At 70.3% G+C, this 21,284-nt stretch carries 25 protein-coding genes and 3 pseudogenes; 12 read left to right on the forward strand and 16 right to left on the reverse strand.

The genetic code is table 11. The features are described 5' to 3' along the window. Positions 1 to 51: 51 nt before the first annotated feature. Positions 52 to 879 carry a hypothetical protein gene (locus GHR20_RS35655; RefSeq protein ID WP_153815625.1) on the forward strand — a complete coding sequence of 276 codons (828 nt, stop codon included), beginning with the start codon at positions 52 to 54 and terminating at the stop codon, positions 877 to 879. A 155-nt stretch (positions 880 to 1,034) separates the two neighbouring features. Here GHR20_RS35655 and GHR20_RS35660 read toward each other — a convergent pair. Next, positions 1,035 to 1,169: pseudogene (locus GHR20_RS35660) on the reverse strand (transposase); the annotation flags it as partial. A 331-nt stretch (positions 1,170 to 1,500) separates the two neighbouring features. Further along, complete coding sequence (locus GHR20_RS35665; RefSeq protein WP_153815626.1) at positions 1,501 to 2,295, reverse strand: SDR family oxidoreductase; 795 nt, start codon at positions 2,293 to 2,295, stop codon at positions 1,501 to 1,503. A 784-nt stretch (positions 2,296 to 3,079) separates the two neighbouring features. Here GHR20_RS35665 and GHR20_RS35670 point away from each other — a divergent pair. The 3 genes from GHR20_RS35670 to GHR20_RS35680 all read left to right on the forward strand — a co-directional run bounded on the left by GHR20_RS35670 (position 3,080) and on the right by GHR20_RS35680 (position 4,777). After that, positions 3,080 to 3,310, forward strand: a complete 231-nt coding sequence (locus tag GHR20_RS35670; RefSeq protein ID WP_153815627.1) for a DUF2945 domain-containing protein — start codon at positions 3,080 to 3,082, stop codon at positions 3,308 to 3,310. Between the two features lie 6 nt (positions 3,311 to 3,316). Further along, entirely contained in the window at positions 3,317 to 3,496 is a 180-nt protein-coding gene (locus tag GHR20_RS35675; RefSeq protein WP_243878234.1) for a DUF3140 domain-containing protein, read from the forward strand. 96 nt (positions 3,497 to 3,592) lie between these two features. Next, positions 3,593 to 4,777 (forward strand): spore photoproduct lyase family protein, encoded by a 1,185-nt coding sequence (locus GHR20_RS35680; RefSeq protein WP_153815628.1) that lies wholly within the window; start codon positions 3,593 to 3,595, stop codon positions 4,775 to 4,777. Positions 4,778 to 4,874: 97 nt separating this feature from the next. On the opposite strand, the pseudogene GHR20_RS35685 reads toward GHR20_RS35680, so the two are convergent. Together GHR20_RS35685 and GHR20_RS35690 are read right to left on the reverse strand one after the other, a co-directional pair. Beyond that, positions 4,875 to 5,039 (reverse strand): annotated as a pseudogene (locus GHR20_RS35685) (DUF4232 domain-containing protein); the annotation flags it as partial. A 147-nt stretch (positions 5,040 to 5,186) separates the two neighbouring features. Continuing rightward, entirely contained in the window at positions 5,187 to 5,564 is a 378-nt protein-coding gene (locus tag GHR20_RS35690; protein WP_243878235.1) for an STAS domain-containing protein, read from the reverse strand. 141 nt (positions 5,565 to 5,705) lie between these two features. Between GHR20_RS35690 and GHR20_RS35695 the strand changes: the two are divergent. Next, a pseudogene (locus tag GHR20_RS35695) lies at positions 5,706 to 5,938 on the forward strand (ISAzo13 family transposase); the annotation flags it as partial. A gap of 329 nt (positions 5,939 to 6,267) precedes the next feature. On the opposite strand, the gene GHR20_RS35700 reads toward GHR20_RS35695, so the two are convergent. From GHR20_RS35700 to GHR20_RS35730, 7 genes are all read right to left on the reverse strand, one after another. Beyond that, positions 6,268 to 7,074, reverse strand: coding sequence for a maleylpyruvate isomerase family mycothiol-dependent enzyme (locus GHR20_RS35700; protein ID WP_153815629.1), 807 nt, complete (start codon positions 7,072 to 7,074; stop codon positions 6,268 to 6,270). 40 nt (positions 7,075 to 7,114) lie between these two features. Beyond that, positions 7,115 to 7,300: a hypothetical protein gene (locus GHR20_RS38430; RefSeq protein ID WP_194859080.1), complete on the reverse strand. Its 186-nt coding sequence runs from the start codon at positions 7,298 to 7,300 to the stop codon at positions 7,115 to 7,117. An 820-nt stretch (positions 7,301 to 8,120) separates the two neighbouring features. Further along, positions 8,121 to 8,969, reverse strand: coding sequence for a YihY/virulence factor BrkB family protein (locus tag GHR20_RS35710; RefSeq protein WP_153815630.1), 849 nt, complete (start codon positions 8,967 to 8,969; stop codon positions 8,121 to 8,123). 55 nt (positions 8,970 to 9,024) lie between these two features. Further along, positions 9,025 to 9,609, reverse strand: coding sequence for a hypothetical protein (locus GHR20_RS35715; RefSeq protein ID WP_153815631.1), 585 nt, complete (start codon positions 9,607 to 9,609; stop codon positions 9,025 to 9,027). After that, positions 9,606 to 10,598 carry a DUF6286 domain-containing protein gene (locus GHR20_RS35720; RefSeq protein WP_153815632.1) on the reverse strand — a complete coding sequence of 331 codons (993 nt, stop codon included), beginning with the start codon at positions 10,596 to 10,598 and terminating at the stop codon, positions 9,606 to 9,608. The genes GHR20_RS35715 and GHR20_RS35720 overlap by 4 nt, the downstream gene beginning before the upstream one ends. Further along, positions 10,595 to 10,780 carry a hypothetical protein gene (locus tag GHR20_RS35725; protein WP_146609841.1) on the reverse strand — a complete coding sequence of 62 codons (186 nt, stop codon included), beginning with the start codon at positions 10,778 to 10,780 and terminating at the stop codon, positions 10,595 to 10,597. The genes GHR20_RS35720 and GHR20_RS35725 overlap by 4 nt, the downstream gene beginning before the upstream one ends. 78 nt (positions 10,781 to 10,858) lie before the next feature. Further along, positions 10,859 to 11,365: an Asp23/Gls24 family envelope stress response protein gene (locus GHR20_RS35730; RefSeq protein ID WP_148024876.1), complete on the reverse strand. Its 507-nt coding sequence runs from the start codon at positions 11,363 to 11,365 to the stop codon at positions 10,859 to 10,861. A gap of 221 nt (positions 11,366 to 11,586) precedes the next feature. Here GHR20_RS35730 and GHR20_RS35735 point away from each other — a divergent pair, with 221 nt between their 5' ends. From GHR20_RS35735 to GHR20_RS35745, 3 genes are read left to right on the forward strand one after another with little or no spacing between them, the layout of a single operon-like run. Further along, positions 11,587 to 12,180 carry a sigma-70 family RNA polymerase sigma factor gene (locus tag GHR20_RS35735; protein WP_241670705.1) on the forward strand — a complete coding sequence of 198 codons (594 nt, stop codon included), beginning with the start codon at positions 11,587 to 11,589 and terminating at the stop codon, positions 12,178 to 12,180. Next, positions 12,177 to 12,815, forward strand: coding sequence for an Asp23/Gls24 family envelope stress response protein (locus tag GHR20_RS35740; protein WP_153815633.1), 639 nt, complete (start codon positions 12,177 to 12,179; stop codon positions 12,813 to 12,815). Before GHR20_RS35735 ends, GHR20_RS35740 begins: the two co-directional genes overlap by 4 nt. A gap of 17 nt (positions 12,816 to 12,832) precedes the next feature. After that, positions 12,833 to 13,135, forward strand: coding sequence for a hypothetical protein (locus GHR20_RS35745; protein ID WP_243878236.1), 303 nt, complete (start codon positions 12,833 to 12,835; stop codon positions 13,133 to 13,135). An 880-nt stretch (positions 13,136 to 14,015) separates the two neighbouring features. Here the strand turns inward: GHR20_RS35745 and GHR20_RS35750 are convergent. Beyond that, complete coding sequence (locus GHR20_RS35750; protein ID WP_153815635.1) at positions 14,016 to 14,879, reverse strand: class I SAM-dependent methyltransferase; 864 nt, start codon at positions 14,877 to 14,879, stop codon at positions 14,016 to 14,018. 321 nt (positions 14,880 to 15,200) lie between these two features. Beyond that, positions 15,201 to 15,902, reverse strand: coding sequence for a TNT domain-containing protein (locus GHR20_RS35755; protein WP_153815636.1), 702 nt, complete (start codon positions 15,900 to 15,902; stop codon positions 15,201 to 15,203). Positions 15,903 to 16,315: 413 nt separating this feature from the next. Between GHR20_RS35755 and GHR20_RS35760 the strand changes: the two genes are divergently transcribed. Beyond that, on the forward strand, positions 16,316 to 16,912 hold the full coding sequence (locus tag GHR20_RS35760; protein ID WP_153815637.1) for a hypothetical protein: 597 nt from the start codon (positions 16,316 to 16,318) through the stop codon (positions 16,910 to 16,912). A gap of 692 nt (positions 16,913 to 17,604) precedes the next feature. On the opposite strand, the gene GHR20_RS35765 is transcribed toward GHR20_RS35760, so the two are convergent. Beyond that, complete coding sequence (locus tag GHR20_RS35765; protein ID WP_148024882.1) at positions 17,605 to 18,294, reverse strand: GntR family transcriptional regulator; 690 nt, start codon at positions 18,292 to 18,294, stop codon at positions 17,605 to 17,607. A 39-nt stretch (positions 18,295 to 18,333) separates the two neighbouring features. On the opposite strand from GHR20_RS35765, the gene GHR20_RS35770 reads away from it, so the two are divergent. Together GHR20_RS35770 and GHR20_RS35775 are read left to right on the forward strand one after the other, a co-directional pair. Beyond that, complete coding sequence (locus tag GHR20_RS35770; protein WP_153816272.1) at positions 18,334 to 18,786, forward strand: VOC family protein; 453 nt, start codon at positions 18,334 to 18,336, stop codon at positions 18,784 to 18,786. Next, positions 18,783 to 19,547, forward strand: a complete 765-nt coding sequence (locus GHR20_RS35775; protein ID WP_153815638.1) for an SDR family oxidoreductase — start codon at positions 18,783 to 18,785, stop codon at positions 19,545 to 19,547. Before GHR20_RS35770 ends, GHR20_RS35775 begins: the two co-directional genes overlap by 4 nt. Positions 19,548 to 19,824: 277 nt before the next feature. On the opposite strand, the gene GHR20_RS35780 is transcribed toward GHR20_RS35775, so the two are convergent. Together GHR20_RS35780 and GHR20_RS35785 are read right to left on the reverse strand one after the other, a co-directional pair. Next, positions 19,825 to 20,439 carry a TspO/MBR family protein gene (locus tag GHR20_RS35780; RefSeq protein ID WP_343336036.1) on the reverse strand — a complete coding sequence of 205 codons (615 nt, stop codon included), beginning with the start codon at positions 20,437 to 20,439 and terminating at the stop codon, positions 19,825 to 19,827. Next, positions 20,343 to 20,933 carry an ATP-binding protein gene (locus GHR20_RS35785; protein WP_343336037.1) on the reverse strand — a complete coding sequence of 197 codons (591 nt, stop codon included), beginning with the start codon at positions 20,931 to 20,933 and terminating at the stop codon, positions 20,343 to 20,345. The genes GHR20_RS35780 and GHR20_RS35785 overlap by 97 nt, the downstream gene beginning before the upstream one ends. Before the next feature lie 155 nt (positions 20,934 to 21,088). Here GHR20_RS35785 and GHR20_RS37005 point away from each other — a divergent pair, with 155 nt between their 5' ends. After that, the gene (locus GHR20_RS37005) at positions 21,089 to 21,265 is read left to right on the forward strand and encodes a hypothetical protein (protein WP_194859081.1); all 177 of its coding nucleotides are present in this window, start codon (positions 21,089 to 21,091) and stop codon (positions 21,263 to 21,265) included. The last annotated feature ends 19 nt before the right edge of the window (positions 21,266 to 21,284 follow it).

Consider the following 21,284-nt stretch of genomic DNA (forward strand, 5'->3'; position numbering starts at 1 on the left):
CCCCCCGATCGCGCGCTGCCGAACCACCGGCGGATCCGAGAGGACCTACTGATGAAGATCGATCAAGAGGACGAGCAGACTTCGCTGGTGCGCAGGTGGGGGCTGCCGCTGGGTATCGCCGCCGGTGTCGCGGCGCTGAGCGTCGTGGCTGTGACCGTCGTCGGCGGGGAGAGGGCCGCCGAGCCGGTCCAGGCCGGCAGTGGTGGAAGTCCGACGAGCGCCGCCGCGTCATCGGGTCCGGGCCGGGGCTCTTCGAGCGCCGGGGCGGGTACGACGCCGTCCTCGGCGCCCTCGGCCTCCGCGCCGCACGCGGTCACCGTCACCAGCGTGACCACGACCCCGATCAAGGCGGAGGCCGTCGGCAGGATCCTGTCCTCCTGCCTGGGTTCGGACGCCGCGAGATTCCACCCGGTGATCGCCGTCCGTACCCCTGCCGCCGCCAAGGACTGGGACGGTACGGTCATCGCCGTCGATTCGGCCGGGCAGTACGTGCAATGCCAGACCAAGGGCGAGCGGGGCAGCAGCCCGGACGTCCCGCCGACGTTCATCAACGACCGCCTGTGGGGCACCGGTCACCTCGTGGAGTACTTCGACTCCATCGGCCAGCCCGCCGGGAAGGGCCGTTACCTCTCGCTCGGCGCCGGGCATTACACATCCGGCGTAGCCAAGATGACCGTCAGCTACGGCGAGGACCCGAAGCAGTACCCGGTGGTCATGGCAGGCGGCGCGTTCTTCTACTCGGCGTCCTTCTCCACCGGGTCGTCCACCGCCAAGCTCATCGCCGCGATGTCGACCCCGTACGTCCACGCCTACAACGCGGCCGGCAAGGAGATCTACAACCAGAAGAAGGACCCTCAGTTCACCGGCACGTCCCGATAGACCGGCCCCTGAAAGGCATCCGCTGGTGTCCCGGCGACAGTACCGGGGCTCCAGCGACCTCGGCCGGCGTCGAGATCATCACGCCGCCATTCCCAGGGCTGGTGGGGGCGATGGGAATCCGGCGTCGGATACAGGTTCACCGGCACCTACTGTCGGCCCGGTACGAACTGCGATGCCGTCTTCGCACGGCCGTAGACGTGGCAGAACAGCCGATCAGCTGAGCACGGCGCGTCCGAGCGAAGCCACAGCGACACATCCACCGCCAGGACCAGGCGCCCGCAATCGAACCGCGCGTCCCTCAGGCAAGTGGTGAATCGGCTTTCGCCGCCGGCATCCCCACTGCAAGCCGACCGTCACTCAGCAGAGCATGCCCGTCGAACACGGTAGTCAGAGACTCTCCGTCGCCTCCGTGATCATCTGCGTCATCATGATCCTTGAACACTCGAACCTTGACCAGGATCACCCGGTCCTGCACCCGAACGATGACGTGCGTGTCGCGTGCAGCGGCAGGAGTACAGGTCTACCCCCGCGATCTGCACAGCCTGTTCCCAGTCCATCCGTGAGCTTCAGCGGAGGACAGAAGCAGGCACTGACAAGAAGGTTCCGAGGTCGAAGAACAAGCTAGGCGGTTGTGGCGATACCGCCGTCGACGGGGATGACGGCGCCTGTGAGGTAGGCGCCGGCCCGGCTTGCGAGGAACACGGCGACACCCGCCATGTCGTCGGCGCGGCCGATCCGGCGTAGTGGGGCCGACGCCGCGATCTCCTCGCCGAGCTCATCGAGGGTCGCAGCCATCATCGCCGACGGGAACGGTCCCGGTGCCACGGCGTTCACGGTGACGTGCTGTGGTCCCAGTTCCCTGGCGAGCACTCTGGTGAGTTGATGCAGCGCGGCCTTGCTGCTGGAGTACGAGTAGTTGGGCCGCTGGGGGATGTGGATGGCGGCGATACTGCCGATGTTGATGACCCGCGCGGGATCGTCGGCGGTGCCGGCCGTGCGAAGTGCGGGCAGCAGCGCCTGGACCAGCCAGAACGGCGACTTCAGGTTGAGGTCGACGACCGTGTCCCAGGCCGCGTCCGGGAACGTCGCCAGAGGCCCGTCCCACATGGCGCCCGCGTTGTTGACGAGGATGTCGAGACGCTCCGAGTCGGCGGTGACAAGGTCGGACAGGCGCCGGCACTCGTCGTGGCGGGACAGGTCGGCGGGGAAGGCCCGTACCTCCCCGAACGTGGACAGGTGTTCCTGTGCCTGAGCGCACGCTTCGGCGTTGCGCGAGCTGATGACCACGCGGGCGCCCGCCTGGAGAAGGCCACGCGCGATCATCATTCCGATGCCTCGGGTGCCACCGGTGACGAGTGCGCGCTTTCCACGCAGATCGAAAAGTTCTGCATGCGTTGAGAATTGGTTGTCCACCACTTGCCGTCTTTCCGGTTGGTCGTGCGGGAGAATGCGCCGACGCGTTGGGTGTTCGGTTCGGCTCGTCTCAACGCTATGGCCCTGGAGCGCACTCCAGGCAAGCGGATGCCGGTCCCTCAGCAAGTGACTTCGACCGGAACTTTCACCACAGCCCCTAATAGCCCCGCTATGGTCTGCCCGCTGCCGCGCGGCCCCCTTCGTGCTCACGACCGCGCTCCGTGTACACGGCCCGAGCCGATGAGGCCGAGACCGCCTTTGGCGGTCGAACCCACGACATCGGAGGAGAGGCCGGCTGGCTCGCCGGTGACACCTGGACCGCCCGCGAGCGGCGCCGGGAGAACGATCGCCAGCCCGTCACCCATGAGCCAACCTCGGCGCGTGTCAGCCCAGTTCCCCAGCGGCCTGCGCGCTGTCCCGGCCTCGCTCACACCGTCGTAGTTCTCCGCGTCGTCATTTCCTACGACGCTCGACTGGGAGACCGGCCGATCAGATCATCTCGGACGCAGTGGCGGTGGCCAGGTCGGTGGCCTCAGGTCCGGCCATGGGGGCACGCTCGGGGGGCGCACCGTCCGACGACGCCGAGGCCCCCGCCGTCACGCGGTGGCCGGCTGCGGCCCGTCCAACAGTCCCCGGGAGCCTCTCGTTTGGATCTTGCCGGGCTCGGGGGTCTGGTGCTGCCCCTCGAGGCGTCGGCGTCGGGGCGGTCGCGTCGCGGAATCGGCCGGGAGCCGCCACGCTGGAAAGGTGGCAGCGGACCACAACAGATGTGCGAAGGAGAGTCGGCGTGACGAGGAAGCGCGATCCGGACGAGGAACTGGAGAAGGGTGATCACGTCACCTGGCGCAGTCACGGCAGCCAGGCGGAGGGGCATGTGGAGAAGAAGATCACCGATCGGACACCTGCCGCGGGCCGCACGGTGGACGCGTCGCCGGACGATCCGCAGTACGAGGTGCGCAGCGACAAGTCCGGCAGGACAGCCGTGCACAAGCCGTCCGCGCTGAAGAAGAAGAAGTGAGCCGGTGTGGACGGCGACGCGTGCGAGGAGATCGGTCATGCCTGCAGCGAGCTGGTGAACATGGCACCTGCCGAGTTGGAGAAGTGGCTCGCTTCCGACCAGTCACGCGGTGCCGGGCAGCACAAGGGCGTGCTCGACCGGGCCGCGCGAGCCGCGGCGCCTTCGGCTTCCGCCGCACCTCGGTGACGAGCGTAGGCTTGGGCATCGGCTGGTCGCCGCTTCGCCGCGGCCGAGCCGGCGCGCACAGTCCGTCGCGCAAGTCCGTCACCTCCGGAGCCCGCCATGACCCCACCGTCTGCCGCGCCGGACGACCGCGGCGACGCGCTGTTCGGTCTTGAGTCCCTCGTCGCGCCGGGCAGCCCGTCCGCGCCGCGGGCGGCGGACGGCGCCTTCCGGACCAGCGACGCGGCCCGCCGTCTGCTGCCCGTACGGCAGATCTACGCCGAGCCTGCCGCGGCCGCGTCACCGCGCGGCCGGCAGATTCTCGACCGGTTTCCGCAGGCCCGTGTGATAGAGGTCGACTCGCACTGGGGCATCCCCGGACTCCACGGCAACGAGGGCAATGTACGGCGCTGGATCCGTGTCAAGGGCGAGACACTGATCCTCGGCGTGAAGAAAAGCCTGACCACCCGCCCCAACGGACGGTCCGCCGACTGGATCGCCCCGAGCCCGTCCAACGGTTGCGCGCTGGCCTGCTCCTACTGCTACGTTCCGCGCCGCAAGGGGTACGCCAACCCCATCACCGTCTTCACCAACACGGACCAGATCATCGCCCACCTGGGCCGCCACATCGCACGACAGGGCAGGAAACACGAACCCAACCAGTGCGACGACACGGCGTGGGTGTACGACATCGGGGAGAACGGCGACTGCGCGGTGGACGCCCTGATCTGTGACAACACGGCGGAGCTGGTGCAAGCGTTCCGCCAGTGGCCCACGGCCAAGGCATCCTTCGCCACCAAGTTCGTCAACCCGGACCTCCTGGGCTACGACCCGCGCGGTCGCACGCGCATCCGGTTCTCCCTCATGCCGACAGACGACTCGCGGCTCCTGGACCTGCGTACCTCTCCGGTCGACGAGCGGATCGCCGCTGCCGGGGACTTCCTGGACGCGGGCTACGAGGTGCACTTCAACCTCTCGCCCGTCGTACTGCGCCCCGGATGGCGCGTCGCGTGGGCCGACCTGCTGCGCCAACTGGACGAGGTGCTGCCGGCGCGGGTCAAACGCCAGGCGGCGGCCGAGGTGATCATGCTCACCCACAACCAGGGCCTGCACCAGGTCAATCTCGCCTGGCATCCCAGGGGCGAGGACCTCCTCTGGCAGCCGCACCTCCAGCAGGCCAAGCGCTCCGAGAACGGTGCGCTGAACGTCCGCTACCGCACCCATGTCAAGGCACAGGCCGTGCACGACCTGCGCGAGCTGATCGCGGCGCACGCGCCCTGGCTGCGGATCCGGTACGCGTTCTGAGATCCGTCCTGGATGAGCCCTCCGGCCAGGTGACGCTCGCCGCAGCATGCGGGCGCGGCAGGCGACGTGACGTCAACTACAGGAGCGGAGCTGCTGGTTACAGCCCGACCGGGTTGACGTAGGTACCGGGACGGGTAGCGTCGCCCTGCTTGAGGATCTGACCTCCGAACGGCCACTTCAGGGCGAAGTGCGTCGTCTCGTTCGGCGAGGTGACGAGGAACCTCGCCGGAACGAACTTCTCCTTCTGTGCCGTGGGCTTGGCGGCATGACGAGGGTGACGGCGCAGGCCGGCGGTCTTCACCACGCGGTCCAGGCCGTGGCCCACATGCACAACCTCGCCCTCGCCGCGTGACCGCCAAGCCCACCCACTCGCTTCGGGCTGCCTGATCGCGGCCGTGTGCAACACCCTTCAGCGATCCGCCGTGGCACGCACCGGGCGATCCGAGACCGCGCTCATCCGGCCGAGGAGGGCTTCACAGGCCGCGTCCGCGGTGTCGAATATCTGGCAGCTCATGCCCATCCCGGTCAGGTCGAGCACACGGCGTACTACTGGGGTGGGCGCGGCCAGGGACACGGATCCGTCGACATTCCGCATGTCGTTGACGGTCCGTATGATGACACGCAGTCCCGAGGAGTCCATGAACGGCACGTCCGCCAGGTCCAGCACCAGGTGACGTCGTCCGTGCACCACCTGACCGGCCAACTGGTGCTGAAGCGCGAGACCGGTGTCGGCGTCGAGCTCTCCGCGGACAGTGATGATCGCGGCGTCGGAGCTGATCACGGTCACCTCTACACCCAGATCTGTTGGTTCGCTCACAAGTTCTCCTCAGATGGTCCTTACACGGCAGCAGCCCGCTACCCCGTCCGGTGACGTTCATGCGCGCCGCCCGTGGTCTCCGTGAGGCAGCCGGGACGTGGGTGCTGTCGGACCAAGAAGAAGGAACTCGCTGGCGAGTGCAGGAACAACGGCCTCCAGTGGCGGCCCGCGGCTGATCCGGCGCCGGTGAACGTCCACGACTTCGCCGGTCCTCGACGGGCAAGGCCGTCCCGTACGGGATCTACGATCTGGCGGCGGACACCGGCTGGGAAAACGTGGGCACTGACCACGACACCGCCGCGTTCGCAGTGGAATCGATCCGCCGCTGGTGGTCCGGCCAGGGCGGGGCCACCTACCCGCAGTCCGGCCTTTGCTTCCGTGGGGCTCCGTCCTTCCAGGGCAAGGAGATACGGGAGCCGTCCCCCGTGCGGAGCGCGGCCCTCTCCACTGGCCTCACTCGGGCAGGACGAGTCTGGAGCGTTTGCCGTCACAGGAGCCGCCCTCGCCCGCCGCCTCGTGCTCGTCATGACCGAGGGCGGCCGGTGATCTCACCCCAGGGTCGACTCCGGCGCGCCTGGTCGACTGCTGAACCCATGCGCCTCTGTCCGGCGCAAACGGCGGCCCTGAACTGCTTGCGAGACGGGCGTCCGCCTGCACGGCCCGGACGTCCGCGTCAGAACGCCGAGTGCGCGAACCAGTGGTCCAGGAGCGCCGTGTCGCCCGACACGTCGAAGACCGGCTCGCGACGGGACCGGCGGCCGTACAGCAGCAGCAGAAGGTCCGCGGCCGGTCCCCGGACCGCTGCGGAGTCCGCCCGGGGGCTGCTCCCGCCGTCGGACACCAGGCGGAAACCGTCCGGTTCGAGCCGCACCCGCCATTCCTCGCCGACCGCGCCACCGGCGTCCGTGCACCCGAACGCGAGGATCTCACCGTCGCCGCGCAACTCGGCAACGCCGGGGGCGAAGAGCCCCGCGTACGGCAGGTTGACCAGGAACTCGTCGACGCCGTCCGCCGCCAGTACGGGATCGACACCGGAGTCGCGGCCGACGGAGCGCTCCGCGTCCACCCGGTGCACCAGCGTCTCGAACAGCATCCGCCGGGCCCAGAAGCGCGCGTGCGGATCGGCGCCCCAGGTCCACATCGCCGCGGCGGGATCGGTGTCGCGCAGCACCGCCGCCACCTCGGGCACGCCCGCCGCCAGCCAGTCGGCGTAGTCCCGTGCGTCCTCGGGCAGCCCCAGCTCGACGCCTCGGCTGCGGGGAGCCTCCTGTACCCGCTGCGACAGCAGGGTGCAGAACCAGCGCTGTAGCGCTCCGACGTGCCGGGTGAGATCGGCGAGCGTCCAGTCGGGGCAGGACGGCACGGCACGGGCCGGGTCGGCCTCGCGCACCGCATCGGCGAACCGGCGGGTCTCGCGCTCGATCGCCTCCCGGTAGGTGTCGTACGGCAGGGGGTGCCTCGCCTGGTTCGTCTTCGTCATCTACAGCCGCCGTTCTGTGCCCGGACACTCGGTATCGCGATCAGTGTGGCGGCTGGAGCGCGCTCCAAGGCAAATCGGCCTCCGGGCCGGTGGGCGGACGGCCCGAAGAGAGCCAGGCGGCGCCGCCGAGGAACTGCTCCTGAGCGGGCACGAAGTCCCCGCACGACAGCCCGCGCCGGTGGAGCAGCGGCAGCACCTCGGGGATCTGCGGCGGTCTTGCGGCCACGGCGCGAAAATCTTCGAGGACAACCGCTTGCGTTCGCGCCTGTTGGTGGCAGACGTCCAGGTCGGGTTCCTGGGGCGGGCTTGGCCGGTGCCCGTGACGCGCCCCTGCTGCGTCACTCGTCCGCGTCGTCGGCGGCGACAGCGAGCAGCGGTACGCCGAGGCTGGACATGCCACAAGTGCGGAGCGTTGCCGATCCTCAGGCCCGGCCGTACGGCTTTGGACGCGGCGCCCCCACACCCGCACCGCCGACGGAAGTACGAGGTGCCGTCGCATGTCACACCGCGCTGTGAGAGGGCCGGGGGCCACGTGGGTGGCCAGGTCCGCGGGCGCCCTGCTGTGCCTCGCGGTGGCCGTCATCCATGTCAAGGATCAAGGCGGCCTCACGATGACGAGGGATCCCCACTACATCGGTGTCGCCTACTGGACGGAACCGCTGGGGCTGGCCAGCCTGGCCGTCGAAGGAGCCCTGCTCCTTCTGTCGGTTCCACTCCTGGTGCGAAGTACGCTGCCACGCAAAACCTCGTACTAGTGCTCCGACCGAGAACTTCGGCGGGTCGGTAGGCATGGCGGTCGGATGGGTGGTGACGTCCGTTCCCACCGCTGGAGAGCAGGAACGCGTCCTCGGCGAGAAGATGTACCTTCCGCGGATCCCCATGCGGCCGGCGTATCCGTGTCGTCACCGGGGGCATCGTCATGGCTCCCGGTCCGGGGGGCGCCCGCCCGGGACACGCGCTCGGGTACACCCCTTGCGGACTGATGGCTCGTCAGCCGGCCCCGTTCATGATCTGCCGGCGTGTGGGCAGCCCGCGGCGAGCCGGATTCACCGGCCGTCGGCGCGGGCCCTTCCCAGCTCGGCGGTGAATTGTGCGCCGGTCAGCAGGGCGAGGTTGGACAACCACAGCCAGATCAGGAAGACCACCGTGCCGGCGAGGGATCCGTAGAGACGGCTGTAGGTACCGAGGAGCGCGGTGTACAGGGTGAAGCCGGCGGAGACGATCAGCCACAGGGTGGCGGCCAGGACACCGCCGGGCAGGCTCTGGCGGCGCCTGCGCCCCTGGCTGGGACCGGTGTGGAAGACGACCACGACCAGTACGGCGACGAGGCACAGGAGCACCGGCCAGCGGGCGATGCTCCAGATGAGGGCGGCGGTGGAGTCCAGGTGCAGCAGGCGGCCGAGCGCCGCGGCGACCGGACCGGACAGCAGCAGGACAAGGCCGCTGACGACGAGCAGGGAGAGCAGGACCAGCGCGGTGAGCACGATCCGGTGGGCTCGGCGCCAGGGCGAGCGGCGGTCGGGGGTGCGGTGCATGCGGTGCAGGGCACGGCGGAAGACGGCGAGGTAGCTGCACGACGACCACAGCGCGCTCGCGGCTCCGGTGGCGAGCAGGGTCCAGACGGCCGAGTGCCGCGTGAGCATGCTCTCGAGCACGCCGTGGAGCGCGGCGCCGGACTGCCCCGGGGCGTAGGCGGTGACCTGGGTGATGAACTCCTTCGCGGTGCCGGGGCTGATGAGCCCGAAGGCGAGGACGGCGACCAGCAGTGTGGGCAGCAGGGCGAGGATCGCGTAGTAGGTCAGTGCGGCCGCGTAGTCGGTGATGTCGTCGTTCCACATCGAGACCGGCGTGCGGCGCAGGGCGGGCCACCAGACGCGGCCGGGCCTGGCGAACATGCGGCAGGTCCTGCGCGGTGGTGCGGGCAACGGTTCAGGTGGCGCGGGCAACGGTTCAGTGGACATGAGGCATTCGGTGCGTGCGGTTGCTGAGTCGGACGCGGGTTTGGAGTGTGTAGGGGGAGACGGTGCGCTCCGCTTCCGTGGTGACGGCGGTCAGGGCACGGACCACGGCCTCGGGGGTGGCGCCCGGGTTCAGCCACGCGTGGATGTACAGCTGGAGGTGCAGGCGGCGGGCATGGATGTGGACCCGGCAGGCGCCGACGCCGTCGATGGACGTGGCGCGCTCGGTGAGCACCTGCTCCAACGCGTGCGTGTGCAGGGTGCCTCCCGGCGCGGTCAGGGGCAGCCGGGAGGCGCCGCGCACGTGGAGCTGGCTGAGGAGCCAGCGCGACAGCAGGAGTGTGATCAGTACGCCGGCTGCGATGACGCTGGGCGTCCACCAGCCACGGGCGCGCAGGGTGGCCAGGTAGCCCCGGCCCAGCAGCACGCCGTCGGCGGGCGGGACGGGCCAGCCCGCAGGTAGATCCGTGGCGGCCGGGGTACGGGCGGTGGCCAGCCAGCATCCGACGAGCGCCAGGGCCAGACCGGCGATCGTCAGCACGCAGCGGTTGACGGTCGTGCGGGGCTGCCGCCTCATCGGACACCTTCCGCGGCGACGAGACCGGGCTCTCCGGTGGCCGGGGTCCGCGGCGGGATATCCGCCCTGTCGAGGCCGGAGGGCTGCCACGTGGGTTCGAGAGTGACGGTGACCTTCAAGCGGGGGGTACGGCTCAGCCCGCAGCCGGCCAGCGCCTGCCGAGCGGTCACCACCACCTGCTCACGGGCGGCCTCACGGTCGCCGAAGGCGAGGTGGGCCCGCACCTTCACGCGGCGTCGTCGCACGCGTACGGTCGCCGCCGCGATGCCGGGCACGTCCCCGACGGTGTCGCGTACCAGGGTGGCGAGGGCGTAGCGGTCGACCGCGGCGCTCCAGCCGCGCGTGGTCACGGTCAGGGGCATCTGCTGACGTCGTCCGGGCGTGAGCGCGAGTACGGTCATCCACACTCCGGACAGGGCCACGACAAAGCCGACGAGGACGACGGGCGCGTCCCCCGGTGCGTGTCCGGCCAGCCACTCCACCAGGCGCATCCGCCACTCGGCCGCACGATGGTGGGTGGCGTGGACGCGGATGACATCGGCGGTGATGGCGGCGCAGACCGCGGCGGCGGCGAGCGTCAGGACGGCCATCGGGGCTCGCCGCTGCGACCACCAGCGCCGGGGCGAGCGAGGGGCTTCTGCCGCCGGAACCCCCTCGGCGGTGCCGTCCTCGGCGATCGCGGACCGCTGAGCGGTCGGCAGGACCAGGCGGGTGACACTCACCTCTGACGAGCCGACATCCAGCCCGGTCAGGGCGCGGGTGCGGTCGACCACGTGTTCCTGGACACGACGGGTGGTGTCGGACAGCGGCACCGGATACGGCAGGGCGACACGCACCGCGACGGTCGCTCGGCGGCCCCGGACGGTCGCCGATCCGCCGGCGGAGCCGACCGGTCGTCCGGACAGGGCCTCACCGGCCGCCCGTTCGGCGATCTTGCGGACCGCCTTGCCCGTGACGACGGTGGTGCCCCGCCGGGCCGGAGCGGTCATCGGCGGCCCCGTTCGAACATGTCCCGAAGACCGTGCGTTTGGCCGCCGCCCTCGAGCCACGCGCCTGCCGCGTAGCCGAGCGCGCCCAGGGCGGCGACGAGCAGGAAGGCCCCGAAGCCACCGAAGAAGCCGGCGAAGGCCAGTGCCATTCCCGCGATCATTCCGATGAGTGCTCTGTTCATTCTTCATCCACCTTCCGGCCGGCTCCGCTCAGAGGCCGGTGCCGCACGCCATATGAACCTGTCCGGGGGCGCGGAGCGTCACGCGACGCGTGTTTCGACGGGGGTGACCTCGTTGTCGTCGTCGGGCAGGTGGACATCGTTGACCGTGATGTTGACCTCGACCACCTCGAGGCCGGTGATCCTCTCGACCGCGGCGATCACGTTCTCCCGCACGTCACCGGCCACGTCGGTGATGGACACGCCGTATTCGACGACCAGGTCCAGGTCGATGGCGGTCTGTCGCTCGCCGACCTCCACCTTCACACCACGGCCCACGTTGGGCCTGCCGCCCGGAACGCGGTCCCGCACGGCGCCGATGGTGCGTGACAGGCCGCCGCCCATGTCATGGATACCGGGGATCTCCCGCGCCGCCGTGCCCGCGATCTTGACGACGACGACATCAGCGATGGAGGTCTTCCCGCGCGTGTCGGCCGGCTCGTTCACCCCGGGGGCGCCCTGGCTCACCGCGGTCGTCGCCGGCGTCGCCTTCGTCGTCTTCAGACTGGAGGCATCGGAGGCCACGGTGCCGCCGTACTGCGAGGTCATGTCGAACGTCCCTTCGTCGAGCGCCGTCGTCAACCGGCGCTGCGAGCTGCTGTCACTCCGTTGGACACCACCTCGCGGCGGTTGTTACGCCCCTTCCCGGGAAAAGGTCTGCCAGCCGCTGTCCCCCGGCTTTCGACCGTCAGCGTTTTTGTTCGGGTCCCTGCGTCACAACAGGGCCGATCGACTGTCCAACGAGCAGGACCATGGAGAGGAGCCGCCCCGTGACGGGGGACCGCACACCGACCGGACCGCCGGGACCGCCGGACCGAGAGGCCGGGCTCGACGACGCGCTGCTGACCGTGCGCGCGGCGGAGGGCGACGAGGACGCCTTCGCCGACCTGGTGCGCCGCCACGCACCGGCGCTGGTCCGGCTGGCCACGCGGCTGCTGGGCAGTCAGGTGGAGGCGGAGGATGCCGTGCAGGAGGCATTCATCAACGCGTGGCGCAGGCTGCCCGAGTTCCGCGGGCAGTCCTCCTTCGGCACCTGGCTGTACCGGATCGTCACCAACCGGTGCCTGAACGTCCTGCGCTCCCGCAAGCCGCAAGCCCCTCTCGAGGCGGCCGACGAAATGGCCGCGCCCGACTACACCGTGGCACCGGACCGAATCGCCGAAGGCCGCGCCGCCGTGCACGAACTGCACCGGGCCATGGCCGGGCTGTCCGCCGAACAGCGCACCTGCTGGGTGCTGAGAGAATGGGACGGCCGCTCCTACGAATTCATCGCGGAGACCGTAGGCATCACCCAACAGGCCGTCCGTGCCCGCGTCTTCCGAGCCCGACGCCATCTGACCAACGCATTGGGGGCCTGGCGATGACCACTCGTATCCACCCGCCCGACTCTCCGCCACCCGGCTCCGACGACGAACGACTGCCCTGCGGTCGTTTCCTGTCGCAGGTATGGAGCGACTGGGAGAACGGTGCCACCGACGAACACCAGCGCGCCTGTCGGCACTGTGGCCATGCTGTCGGGGAGCTGGAGGACCTGGAGAGGGCCGTTCGCCGATTGCGGACCGACCTCGACGAGGCCGGCGGCCCTTCCGGTTTCGACGCGGCCGCGCTGACGCGGCGCGTCATGGACGTCGTGCGCCTTGAACTGCGGCCGGGGCGCCCGCTGCCGCTGGGCGACCCGGACGAGGACATGTGGATCACGGAGTCGGTCGCGGCCCGCACACTGCGCGCCGCCGCCGACCGCGTGCCCGGTGTACGTGCGGGCTCCTGCCGGATCATTCCCCGCGACCCCTCCGGCACTAGCCAGGTCGATGTGAACCTCGACATCCAGGCACCCCTGTCCGGCCCTGAACTGCCAGAGCTGGCCGACCGGGTCCGTCGGCAGGTGCAAGAGGCCGCCGACCAGCACCTCGGTCTGGACGTCGTCAGGGTCGACATCCGCGTCACCGATCTCACCGACGCACCGGGACCGGCCAGCATGGAGAGGGGCGACAACGAATGACGCGGCACACGGAACTGATGGACCTGCTGGCGCAGACGGTGCAAGAGGTACCGGGCGTCGCCTTCCTCAAGCCCGGCGTGACCCATCGGTTGCGGTCGGCCAGGTCGGGGCCGCCACCCGTAAACATGTCGCCTGCCGGGCTTCGGATCAGCCGCAGCACGAGCAGCGGGCGGTGGAAGATCGAAGTCCAGATCGTCGCGCGCGCGGAGGCTCGGGCCCTGGACGTCACCCGTGCCACCCGCACCGCCATCGATGCCTGTCTGGCCGCCGCCACGGCGGGGTCGGCGCAGGTCACCATCACCGTCACCGGCATCGTGTGACGCATTCCGGCTCCTGAACGGCCCTGCTCCCTGTCTCCGCGCGGGGAGCAGCGGCTACTTCATCATCGGGTCCGCGACGACGGTCCGGGGTGGTGCCGTCGGTGAGACCCGAGGTCCCGGTCAGCTCGCGACGGCCGGCGATCGCGGCGACTGCACCTCGTACCCCGGGTTCCCCGCCGAGGACCCGGAAGAAGCTCCGTCGTCCGGCGGGCGGGACCGCGGTGCCAGCGCTCAGGCTCGCCGACCCCGGTGATCACCGGAGGCACGTGTAGACCTGGCTCTGCGAGTCCGGGCGGCGCTCGTCGACGTCATATCGCCCAGGGGCGCCTTTTCGGAGAGACTCCACCACCCTGTCGAAGCGCTGACGGCCGATCCGGAAGGCAACAAGTTCAGGGTGGTGACCGATCTCGATCACGAGACATGACATCCACCACGCCGGAGGCGGCCGGACAAACCGCACGGGCACCTCCCAGTTGCGGAGACCCCTTTTGAGGACAGCCGAGGCCGATCGGGCGCAGTAGCCGCGTCACTCGCCTGCCTGCCCCGGCTCGCCCGGGCGGGGCAGCCAGACGAGCGGTGCGTCCGGCGTCCGCACGACCTGCCGGTCTCCGACGGCTCCGCTCAGCAGGCACACACGGCCTCCATGATCTCAGCACCACCCGAAGGAACGGCCGCGATCCGATCCTGCTTTCTTCAAGTCCCCAGCATTGATGGGGAATTGCGGGGATGACCGACGTCGTAGCCGAGGCGCTGGGACCTTCTCTTCGGCCGCCTTCACTTCGGCCCTTCGCCGGCACAGGCGCCTACCGGCCGCACGAGGGAATCCGTCCTAGGCGGCGGTCCACCGCACGCGCGACACGTGGGAGAGGCGGACGCTCAGCTACCGGCGGACCGCCGAGATCAGTCCACCCGGGCGCTCCTCGCGCTGCGGCGGGGTGCTGATGGGGCGGCCGTAGGCGGCGGCGCGCTCGCGCAGGGTGTGGCTGTCGGCCTCCCAGTCGTGCCCGGCCAGCCAGCCCACCGGATCGTCGGGCATCTCCGAGACCCACATGGACGCCGCCGATCCCGGCGCGGCGTCCGCGCCGAAGCGCTCGATCACGCCGCGCGAGCCCAAGGTCAGCCCCATCCGGCTGCCCGCCGCCGACCGCGCGCTGATCCGGGCCAGCAACTGCTCCACCGCGTCCTCGGGCAGATAGATCAGCAGCCCCTCGGCGATCCACACGGTCGGCACCGCCGGGTCGTGCCCCGCGGCGGTCAGCGCGCCCGGCCAGTCCGCACGCAGATCCACCGGGACGGTGATCCGCTCGCAGCGCGCGACGGCCCGCTCCTGGTGCAGCACCGAAGCCTTGAAGTCCAGCGGTTCGGCGGTGTCGACCTCGAACAGCCGGGTGCCCGCAGGCCAGTTCATCCGGAAGGCCCGGCTGTCCATCCCGGCGCCGAGCAGCACGACCTGCCGGATCCCGGACGCGACGGCATGCCGCAGCAGATCGTCGAGGAACTTCGTCCTGATGACGATGGAGAACGCCACGCCCAGCCGACGGCGTCGCGCGGCCTCGTCCCCGGGCGGCGGCGACGAGACGGCACCCGGGCCCAGACCACCGGCCGTGGCGAACGCCTGTGCCAGCGGGTCGCGGAACAGCGCGTTCTTTCGCTCGGTCTCCAGCGCCCGCACCCTGGCCACCCCCACCGCCGTGGCCCACACTCCCGACGGCCGCACCCGCTCATGCTCCTGCTCATCAGTCACCGCGCCAGCCTATGGGCTGTCCTGATGGGTTACTCGGTGGTCGCGGTCCGGCACGATGCCGTAGGGCGCTGCGGGACCTTGCTGTCCCGCAGCGCACTACTCACCGCTGGCTGGCATGCGTCGTCGTGTGAAAGGGCGCCGAGGACCGGCGGACGATCTACTCCGCGGACCGCCGCCCACGACCAGCACGAGACTCCGAGAGCCGTCACACCAGCCCTCTGTCCTGTGTCTCCACATCGTCGGAGGCTCCGGTGAGGGCATGCGGACGGTGCCGGGCCGGAGCGTGCACGGCGTGGAGCGTACGGTCGGCCCGGCCGGCCGTCATGTCCGGGTGATCTCCTTCAGCTTCCCCTGGGCCTTCAGGTCGCCGACCGCGGTGCTCGTGAAGTACTGGGTCCCGAGTCCGGGCTGGTTGAACCAGGGCCTGGCCCTGCCCGCCTCGACCGTGAACGCCGCAGTGACCTCGTAGAGGTGGTAGTTGTACGCGGGATCGGCACTGTTGTACTCGTCGAGGTTGCTCGGCGGGATCGCGCGCTGGGCGTAGGGCGTGCCCTTCGGCGCGAGGTACTGGCCCGAGTCCCCCCTGCCGAACAGGTCGACCAGTTGTCCCTTCCGGAGCGTCAGGGGCCGTTCCACGGGGCGGCCGTCGCGCAGCACGAACCCGTTGTTGTCCGGGTACCACCAGCCGCCGATCTGCTGTGCGGGGTCCTTCTGCGGGTTCGTCTGCCAGTAGCACCCGAGGAACCAGTAGCGTGAGGTGGGACCCTCCGGGCGGTAGCCCCGTAGCATCCTCCCGATGGAGCCGGTCTGGGGGATTGCCTTGGGCCCGAGCCGCCAGTCATTGCCGTGGTACGCCTCCAACTGCGGGTACGGCGCGGTGTTCTTGGCGGTGTCCCGGTGGTCGGTGGGGCAGGCGAGGCCGTTCCCGCTCTGGGCCGGCGCGGCGTGGGCGGCGGCCGGCGAGACGCCCACCAGCAGGAGCGACAGTACGGCGCTCCCTGCGATTCTGCGCGATACGCGCATCCGAAATCTCCTTGACTGTGGCCCCCTCCGCGGACGCCACACAGTGCACCCGCTGATCCGCGGGGCCTTTCGGAAGCGGCCACGGGTGGCCACTCGAATGGCTGCGCAAGTATGCACGGGCAGCCGAACAGCATGGCCGCACGAGACAGTCGGCGTGGGAGCGAGTCACCGGGGTCCGGACGTGTGCCACTGGATCGATCTGGACGTCATCCCCGGTGCCCTGCCCTGCCCTGCACTGCGCAGTGGAGAGCACTGACCCTCCGCCAACTTGAGGTCGCAGCGCAAAGGGCTCGTGTGACCGGTCCTCGCGGTACTCGGGCTGGTCGCGGGCGTGAGCCCACGCGGTAGGTCGTCCGTCCGGTTTCGGCGGAGGCGGCAGCGGGGCGATCAGCGCGTTTCAGTACGGTTCCTTTATGGAAGACCAGCGTCATCAGGAGGAGGCCGGTGTCCAGCCGGGCAGCGAGCAGGCCGCCGTGCCCGACTCCACCACGGTCGAGCGGACCGCGCCGGAGACGACCGTGTTTGCGTGTGCTGCCTGCGGCGCCGCGCTGACGAGGCCGCTGAAGCGTCTGCCGGTGGTGCCCGAGCCCCCCGACTACGCCTGGTGGGAGGCGGAGGAAATGGGGCCGTCGCCGGCCACTGTGCCGTCCGGCTGCTACGCGATCGAGACGGAACCGTACGGCCCGCCTCTCGTCGTCGCCGAGGCGCCCGGCCCGGTGATGCCACGACACGGAACTCACTACGACGTCGACGGGCGACCACTGGCCTCGCAGGGGCCACGAGGCAATATCGTCATGAACCCGGATGACTGCCGCGGGTTGACGACGCGGCACGCCTCCGCCGCATGCTGCGGGGCGACTCCCGAGGGGGGACTGAACCAGGTCTGCGCCTGCGGAACCCTGGTCGCGACCCTCTGCTCCGACTGCTGCCTGCCATACGAGCTGCACCTCTCACCCGACCACGTCCGGGTCTTGTCATCCCCCGCACCCGGCTCCGACCTGGCCGAGTGAGCGCGCGCTGCCAGAACCACATCTCCGGGCTGCCGGAACGGACCACCGCGCGGCGCGCGGAACTGAACGAACTCGAGGAACAGCTGGCCGAACGGGACGGACTCGCAGTCGCCGCACGTGTCCTTGAACGGATGACCGGGCAGCTCGCCGACGCACGCGCCTCCGCCTGGCCGATGCCCGGGCAAGTGGGCGGCCGGGCGGTGATGCTTGTCCCTCACTCCGAACTCGCCGACTTTCCACGACGTCGTCTGAATCGACGGCACTCTCATCCGCACCCAGCACCGCACCGTAAGGCCGACCGGCACGACTACTCCGGCAAGCACCGCAGCCACGGCCTGCGCTTTCTCGCCCTGACCGACGAGAACGGCCGCTTGAACGGAGGCTCACTGCGTGGTGGACGGCACTCCCGGGAACAGGGGAAGCGATGCCGGCCCGCGGGGAGGGGGCTGCCCAGTTCATCGCCGAATGAGCGGGCGGAGGCCGGCGAAGCAATCCATGCAGCTCTTCCGATGCCCTTTCCACCGCGCGGCATTGGGCGACGGGTCCGGCGGTGATGGCGCGGCCGGCCGCCGACGGATGGCCGATGTGCGCAAGGCCACCGGCCGCGACCCCGTCCAGGGCGAGAGAGACTGACGAAGAGCCACGCGATCGCTTCCTTGCCGCAGGACGGCCGTCGACCCGCTCAGTGCCGGCTACAACTCCGTTTCGGGCAGGGGCAGATCGGTCAGCAGCCCGCGGCGAGCGCTGTGCACATGGCTCTCGGCGGCCTGTGCGAGCCTCGCCGGATCGCCGTCGCGGATGAGTTCGGCGAGCTGCCGGTGTTCCGCCACGACCCGCTCGCGGTAATGGTCCAAGGCGAGCTCGACGCGCCGCAGTTGGAAGAGGTGGACCTGGGAACGGATGGCGTGCCACGCGGTGGTCAGGCGGGTGTTGCCCGCAGCGGTGTACACGGCATCGTGGAACGCCATGTCCAGGCCCACGAGGTCGGCGCCGTCGGCACCCCGGTCGAGGGCTGCCTCCATGTCGGTCACGAGCCGGTCCAGGTCGGCAAGCTGCCGCTCGCCCGCGCCGCGGTGAGCGGTGAGGGAGGCAAGCCGGTCCAGGGCGGCACGCAGCGAGTAGACCTCCTCGATGTCGACCGGGGCGATGTCGAGGACCCGGGTTCCGCGGTGCCACGCCGTACGGACGAGTCCTTCGCGTTCCAGCAATCCGAGCCCTTCGCGCACCGACCCGCGACTGACCCCGAGATCGGTGGCGAGATCGACCTCCCGCAGCGGTGAGCCCGGTGCGAACGCGCCGGAGAGGATGGCGTCGCGGATGCGGTCCGCCGCTTCGGCGGCGAGCCCGCGACGGTCGGCCTTGCGAAGAACCGGGGAAGTCATGTCCTAATGTTGACATTCGGACAACGGCTGCGCAACATCATGCTCGTCATCGATCGCGAGGAGTTCTCCGTGCGCATTCGGCCGCCCGTTCATCTGGCGATTCCCGTCGACGACCTGTCCGCGGCGCGCGCTTTCTACGGCACCCTGCTCGGCCTCCGGGAAGGCCGGTCCAGTGATCATTGGGTCGACTGGAATATGTACGGTCACCAGCTGGTGACCCATCTGGCTCCCGGCCCGGTCCGGTCGGCCGGGAGCAGTGAGGTCGACAGACACGACGTCCCCATCCCGCACTTCGGGCTCCTGCTGCCCGCGGAGGCGTTCCACGAGCTCGCCGGGCGGGTGCGGGCCGGCGACGTGCCGTTCCTGATCGAGCCCTGCCTGCGGTTCAGCGGGCAGCCGGGCGAGCAGTGGACGATGTTCTTCCGCGATCCCGCCGGCAACGCGCTCGAGTTCAAGTCCTTCCGCGACGAGTCGCAGGTGTTCGCCCGATGAGCCGAAGGGGAGTACTCGTCACCGGGGCTTCGCGCGGCATCGGCCGGGCGGTCGCGCAGGCTTTCGCCGCTCGTGGCGATCGGATCGCGGTGCACTTCGCCTCCTCCCGGCCTTCGGCCGAGGAGACGCTGCGTTCCCTGCCCGGTACGGGTCACGTCCTGGTGGACGGCGACCTGGGGTGTCCCGAGGTCGCCCGTGCGGTGGTGACCGCTGCCGTGGCCGGCCTCGGCGGCGTCGATGTGCTGGTCAACAATGCCGCCGTGGCTCCGGGCCCGGACAACGTTCACCGGATCGGCGAGGTCTCCTATGCCGACTGGCAGCAGATCTGGCGGCGCATGATCGACGTGGACCTGCTGGGCGCCGCCAACGTCACGTTCGGCGTCGTCGGCCATCTGATCGAACGGGGGGCACCCGGGAGCATCGTCAACGTGGGGTCACGCGGAGCCTTCCGCGGTGAGCCCGACTATCCCGCGTACGGGGCGGCGAAGGCAGCCTTGCACGCCTTCGGGCAATCGATGGCCGTCGCACTGGCACCCCACCGCATCGCCGTCACCTCCGTCGCCCCGGGGTTCGTGGGCACCGAGCGCCAGCGGCCCAGGCTCGAGGGCCCCGAGAGCGCCGCCCTCGCCGCGCAGAGCCCCTTCGGACGCGTCGGCACCCCCGAGGACGTCGCGGCGGCTGTGCTGTACCTGAGCTCCCCTGAGGCGGCCTGGTCCTCGGGAGCGGTCCTTGACCTCAACGGAGCGTCCCACCTGCGATGAGCACTGTCCTCTCCCACGACGAGGATCGCCGCCCCGTCCTCACGGCAGAACTCGATGTGCTGCACGCGGCTCGCGGTGCGGCCGGCGAAAGGGAAGGGCGCACATGTCATCGCGGTGGCCTCCGGCACGAGCGGTTCCTGCCCAAGCCCGGCGCCGATCCAGGCGCGTTCCGACGGCATCCAGTTCGCCCAGATCGGACAGCTGTTCGACGAGGGCGAGCTTCAGAGCGAGGCGGACCGCACCTACCCGCGCAGCCTTCCGTGCGCGGGCGGGACAGTCACCTCGCGTTCCTGGCGTTCCGCCGGACGAGTGAGGCGTTCAGTGCCGTGGCGAAGGCGCACCACGCCGCGTACGGCAGGAGGGCACGTGCCGCGGTCGAGTCGGTACGGGCGGTGTGCCGGATGAGCTGCGCGTTGCTGAGGTCGAGCAGCAGCGTGCCGGCCAGGCCGGCCCTGGGGCTGCGTAGGCCGAAGAAAAGCCAGTTCCAGCCCGCGTTCAGGGCAAGGTTCACGGCCAGGCTGGTAGCGAGGCGTGCGCGCCGGCGCCGGTCGGGGAGAGTGCCGAGAGCGTGGCCGGCGGCGTAGGCGACCGTGGCGTACAGCGGCGTCCACACGACGCCGAACGCCCATGACGGCGGCTGCCACAAAGGCTTGTGCAGGGACCTGTACCAGGCACTGTCCGCATCGACCGCTCTCGCTCCCGCCACGGCCGTGGCGGTGATCGCCGCGCTGCCGGCTCCATAGCGCGTCCATGGTCCCGGCGCCTGTTCCGGGCTTCTGCGTTTGCCGATCGGCCTCATGCTGATACGGCTTCCCCCTGTCGCGCGGGGCGTACCCGTACATCGCGGATCAGCGGACAGCGATCGCGGGCCCCCGTCCGCCTCCTTGGACATTCGCGCCCGCGCACGGGGATCGGGGAAGGTGCCAGCCGCACCGCGGCGCTTGTGATGTCGTGATCGTCGGTGAGGGGGAGGCGGGCGGTGATGCGTTTGCCGACCGGGGTGCGGTGGGATTCGAGGCTGTGGGTGACGGCCTTGACGATCTCCAGGCCGTGCTGCCCGATCCGGTCCGCGTCGGCTGCCGTGGCCTCCGGGAGCACCGGATTGGAGTCCCACACCACGATCTCGACCATGCCGCTTTCGACCCGCAGGTCCATCAGCGCCGGGCCCGGTGCGTACTTGCCGGCGTTAGTGACCAGCTCACTGATCACCAACTGGCTCAGGTCCACGGCGCGCTGGGAGATGTCCAGCCGATGGTCGGCGCGGACCCGGTCGAGGAAGGAGAGGGCCAGGTGCCGCGCCTGAGCGATGCAACTGCCGCTCCCGTCCAGTTCGATCGTCATCTGGAGGGGCTGCCCGCCGTCGACCACCGCCACCTCCTCACTCATGCACCGACCTTACGGCGCCGGGCCGCGCCATGGTCTGACTTCGCGCGCTTGCCCTGCGGGTATGCAGGGCAGCTTCTGACGTGACGTCCGCTCTGCGGTCTCCGGCACCGTTGCGGCGAGATCGACCATCACCCGGTGACACACTGCGCGAGGCTTTGGACGTCGGCACGACCGACCGCCCGCGGGTCGTGGCGGACTTCCACCGGGTCTCGTTCATGGACTTAAGCGGCATCGACATCCTCATCAGCGCCCATCGTGCCCTCATCCTCCCGGGCACGGGCTTCGACGAGGACCTCGGTCCGGTCCGCTCCTCCGGTCCGCCGTTCCCGTAGGCATCCGACCGGCCGGAAG

Source organism: Streptomyces sp. SUK 48 (genome assembly GCF_009650765.1).
GTDB lineage: Bacteria > Actinomycetota > Actinomycetes > Streptomycetales > Streptomycetaceae > Streptomyces.

Excerpts from the sequence above, each read along its gene's own strand:
- GHR20_RS35655 (WP_153815625.1), top strand. The coding sequence starts at position 52 with ATGAAGATCGATCAAGAGGACGAGCAGACTTCGCTGGTGCGCAGGTGG.
- GHR20_RS35680 (WP_153815628.1), top strand. The coding sequence starts at position 3,593 with ATGACCCCACCGTCTGCCGCGCCGGACGACCGCGGCGACGCGCTGTTC.
- GHR20_RS35700 (WP_153815629.1), bottom strand. The coding sequence starts at position 7,074 with ATGACGAAGACGAACCAGGCGAGGCACCCCCTGCCGTACGACACCTAC.
- GHR20_RS35710 (WP_153815630.1), bottom strand. The coding sequence starts at position 8,969 with ATGTTCGCCAGGCCCGGCCGCGTCTGGTGGCCCGCCCTGCGCCGCACG.
- GHR20_RS35715 (WP_153815631.1), bottom strand. The coding sequence starts at position 9,609 with ATGAGGCGGCAGCCCCGCACGACCGTCAACCGCTGCGTGCTGACGATC.
- GHR20_RS35720 (WP_153815632.1), bottom strand. The coding sequence starts at position 10,598 with ATGACCGCTCCGGCCCGGCGGGGCACCACCGTCGTCACGGGCAAGGCG.
- GHR20_RS35725 (WP_146609841.1), bottom strand. The coding sequence starts at position 10,780 with ATGAACAGAGCACTCATCGGAATGATCGCGGGAATGGCACTGGCCTTC.
- GHR20_RS35730 (WP_148024876.1), bottom strand. The coding sequence starts at position 11,365 with ATGACCTCGCAGTACGGCGGCACCGTGGCCTCCGATGCCTCCAGTCTG.
- GHR20_RS35740 (WP_153815633.1), top strand. The coding sequence starts at position 12,177 with ATGACCACTCGTATCCACCCGCCCGACTCTCCGCCACCCGGCTCCGAC.
- GHR20_RS35745 (WP_243878236.1), top strand. The coding sequence starts at position 12,833 with ATGGACCTGCTGGCGCAGACGGTGCAAGAGGTACCGGGCGTCGCCTTC.
- GHR20_RS35755 (WP_153815636.1), bottom strand. The coding sequence starts at position 15,902 with ATGCGCGTATCGCGCAGAATCGCAGGGAGCGCCGTACTGTCGCTCCTG.
- GHR20_RS35760 (WP_153815637.1), top strand. The coding sequence starts at position 16,316 with ATGGAAGACCAGCGTCATCAGGAGGAGGCCGGTGTCCAGCCGGGCAGC.
- GHR20_RS35765 (WP_148024882.1), bottom strand. The coding sequence starts at position 18,294 with ATGACTTCCCCGGTTCTTCGCAAGGCCGACCGTCGCGGGCTCGCCGCC.
- GHR20_RS35770 (WP_153816272.1), top strand. The coding sequence starts at position 18,334 with ATGCTCGTCATCGATCGCGAGGAGTTCTCCGTGCGCATTCGGCCGCCC.
- GHR20_RS35775 (WP_153815638.1), top strand. The coding sequence starts at position 18,783 with ATGAGCCGAAGGGGAGTACTCGTCACCGGGGCTTCGCGCGGCATCGGC.
- GHR20_RS35780 (WP_343336036.1), bottom strand. The coding sequence starts at position 20,439 with ATGTCCAAGGAGGCGGACGGGGGCCCGCGATCGCTGTCCGCTGATCCG.
- GHR20_RS35785 (WP_343336037.1), bottom strand. The coding sequence starts at position 20,933 with ATGAGTGAGGAGGTGGCGGTGGTCGACGGCGGGCAGCCCCTCCAGATG.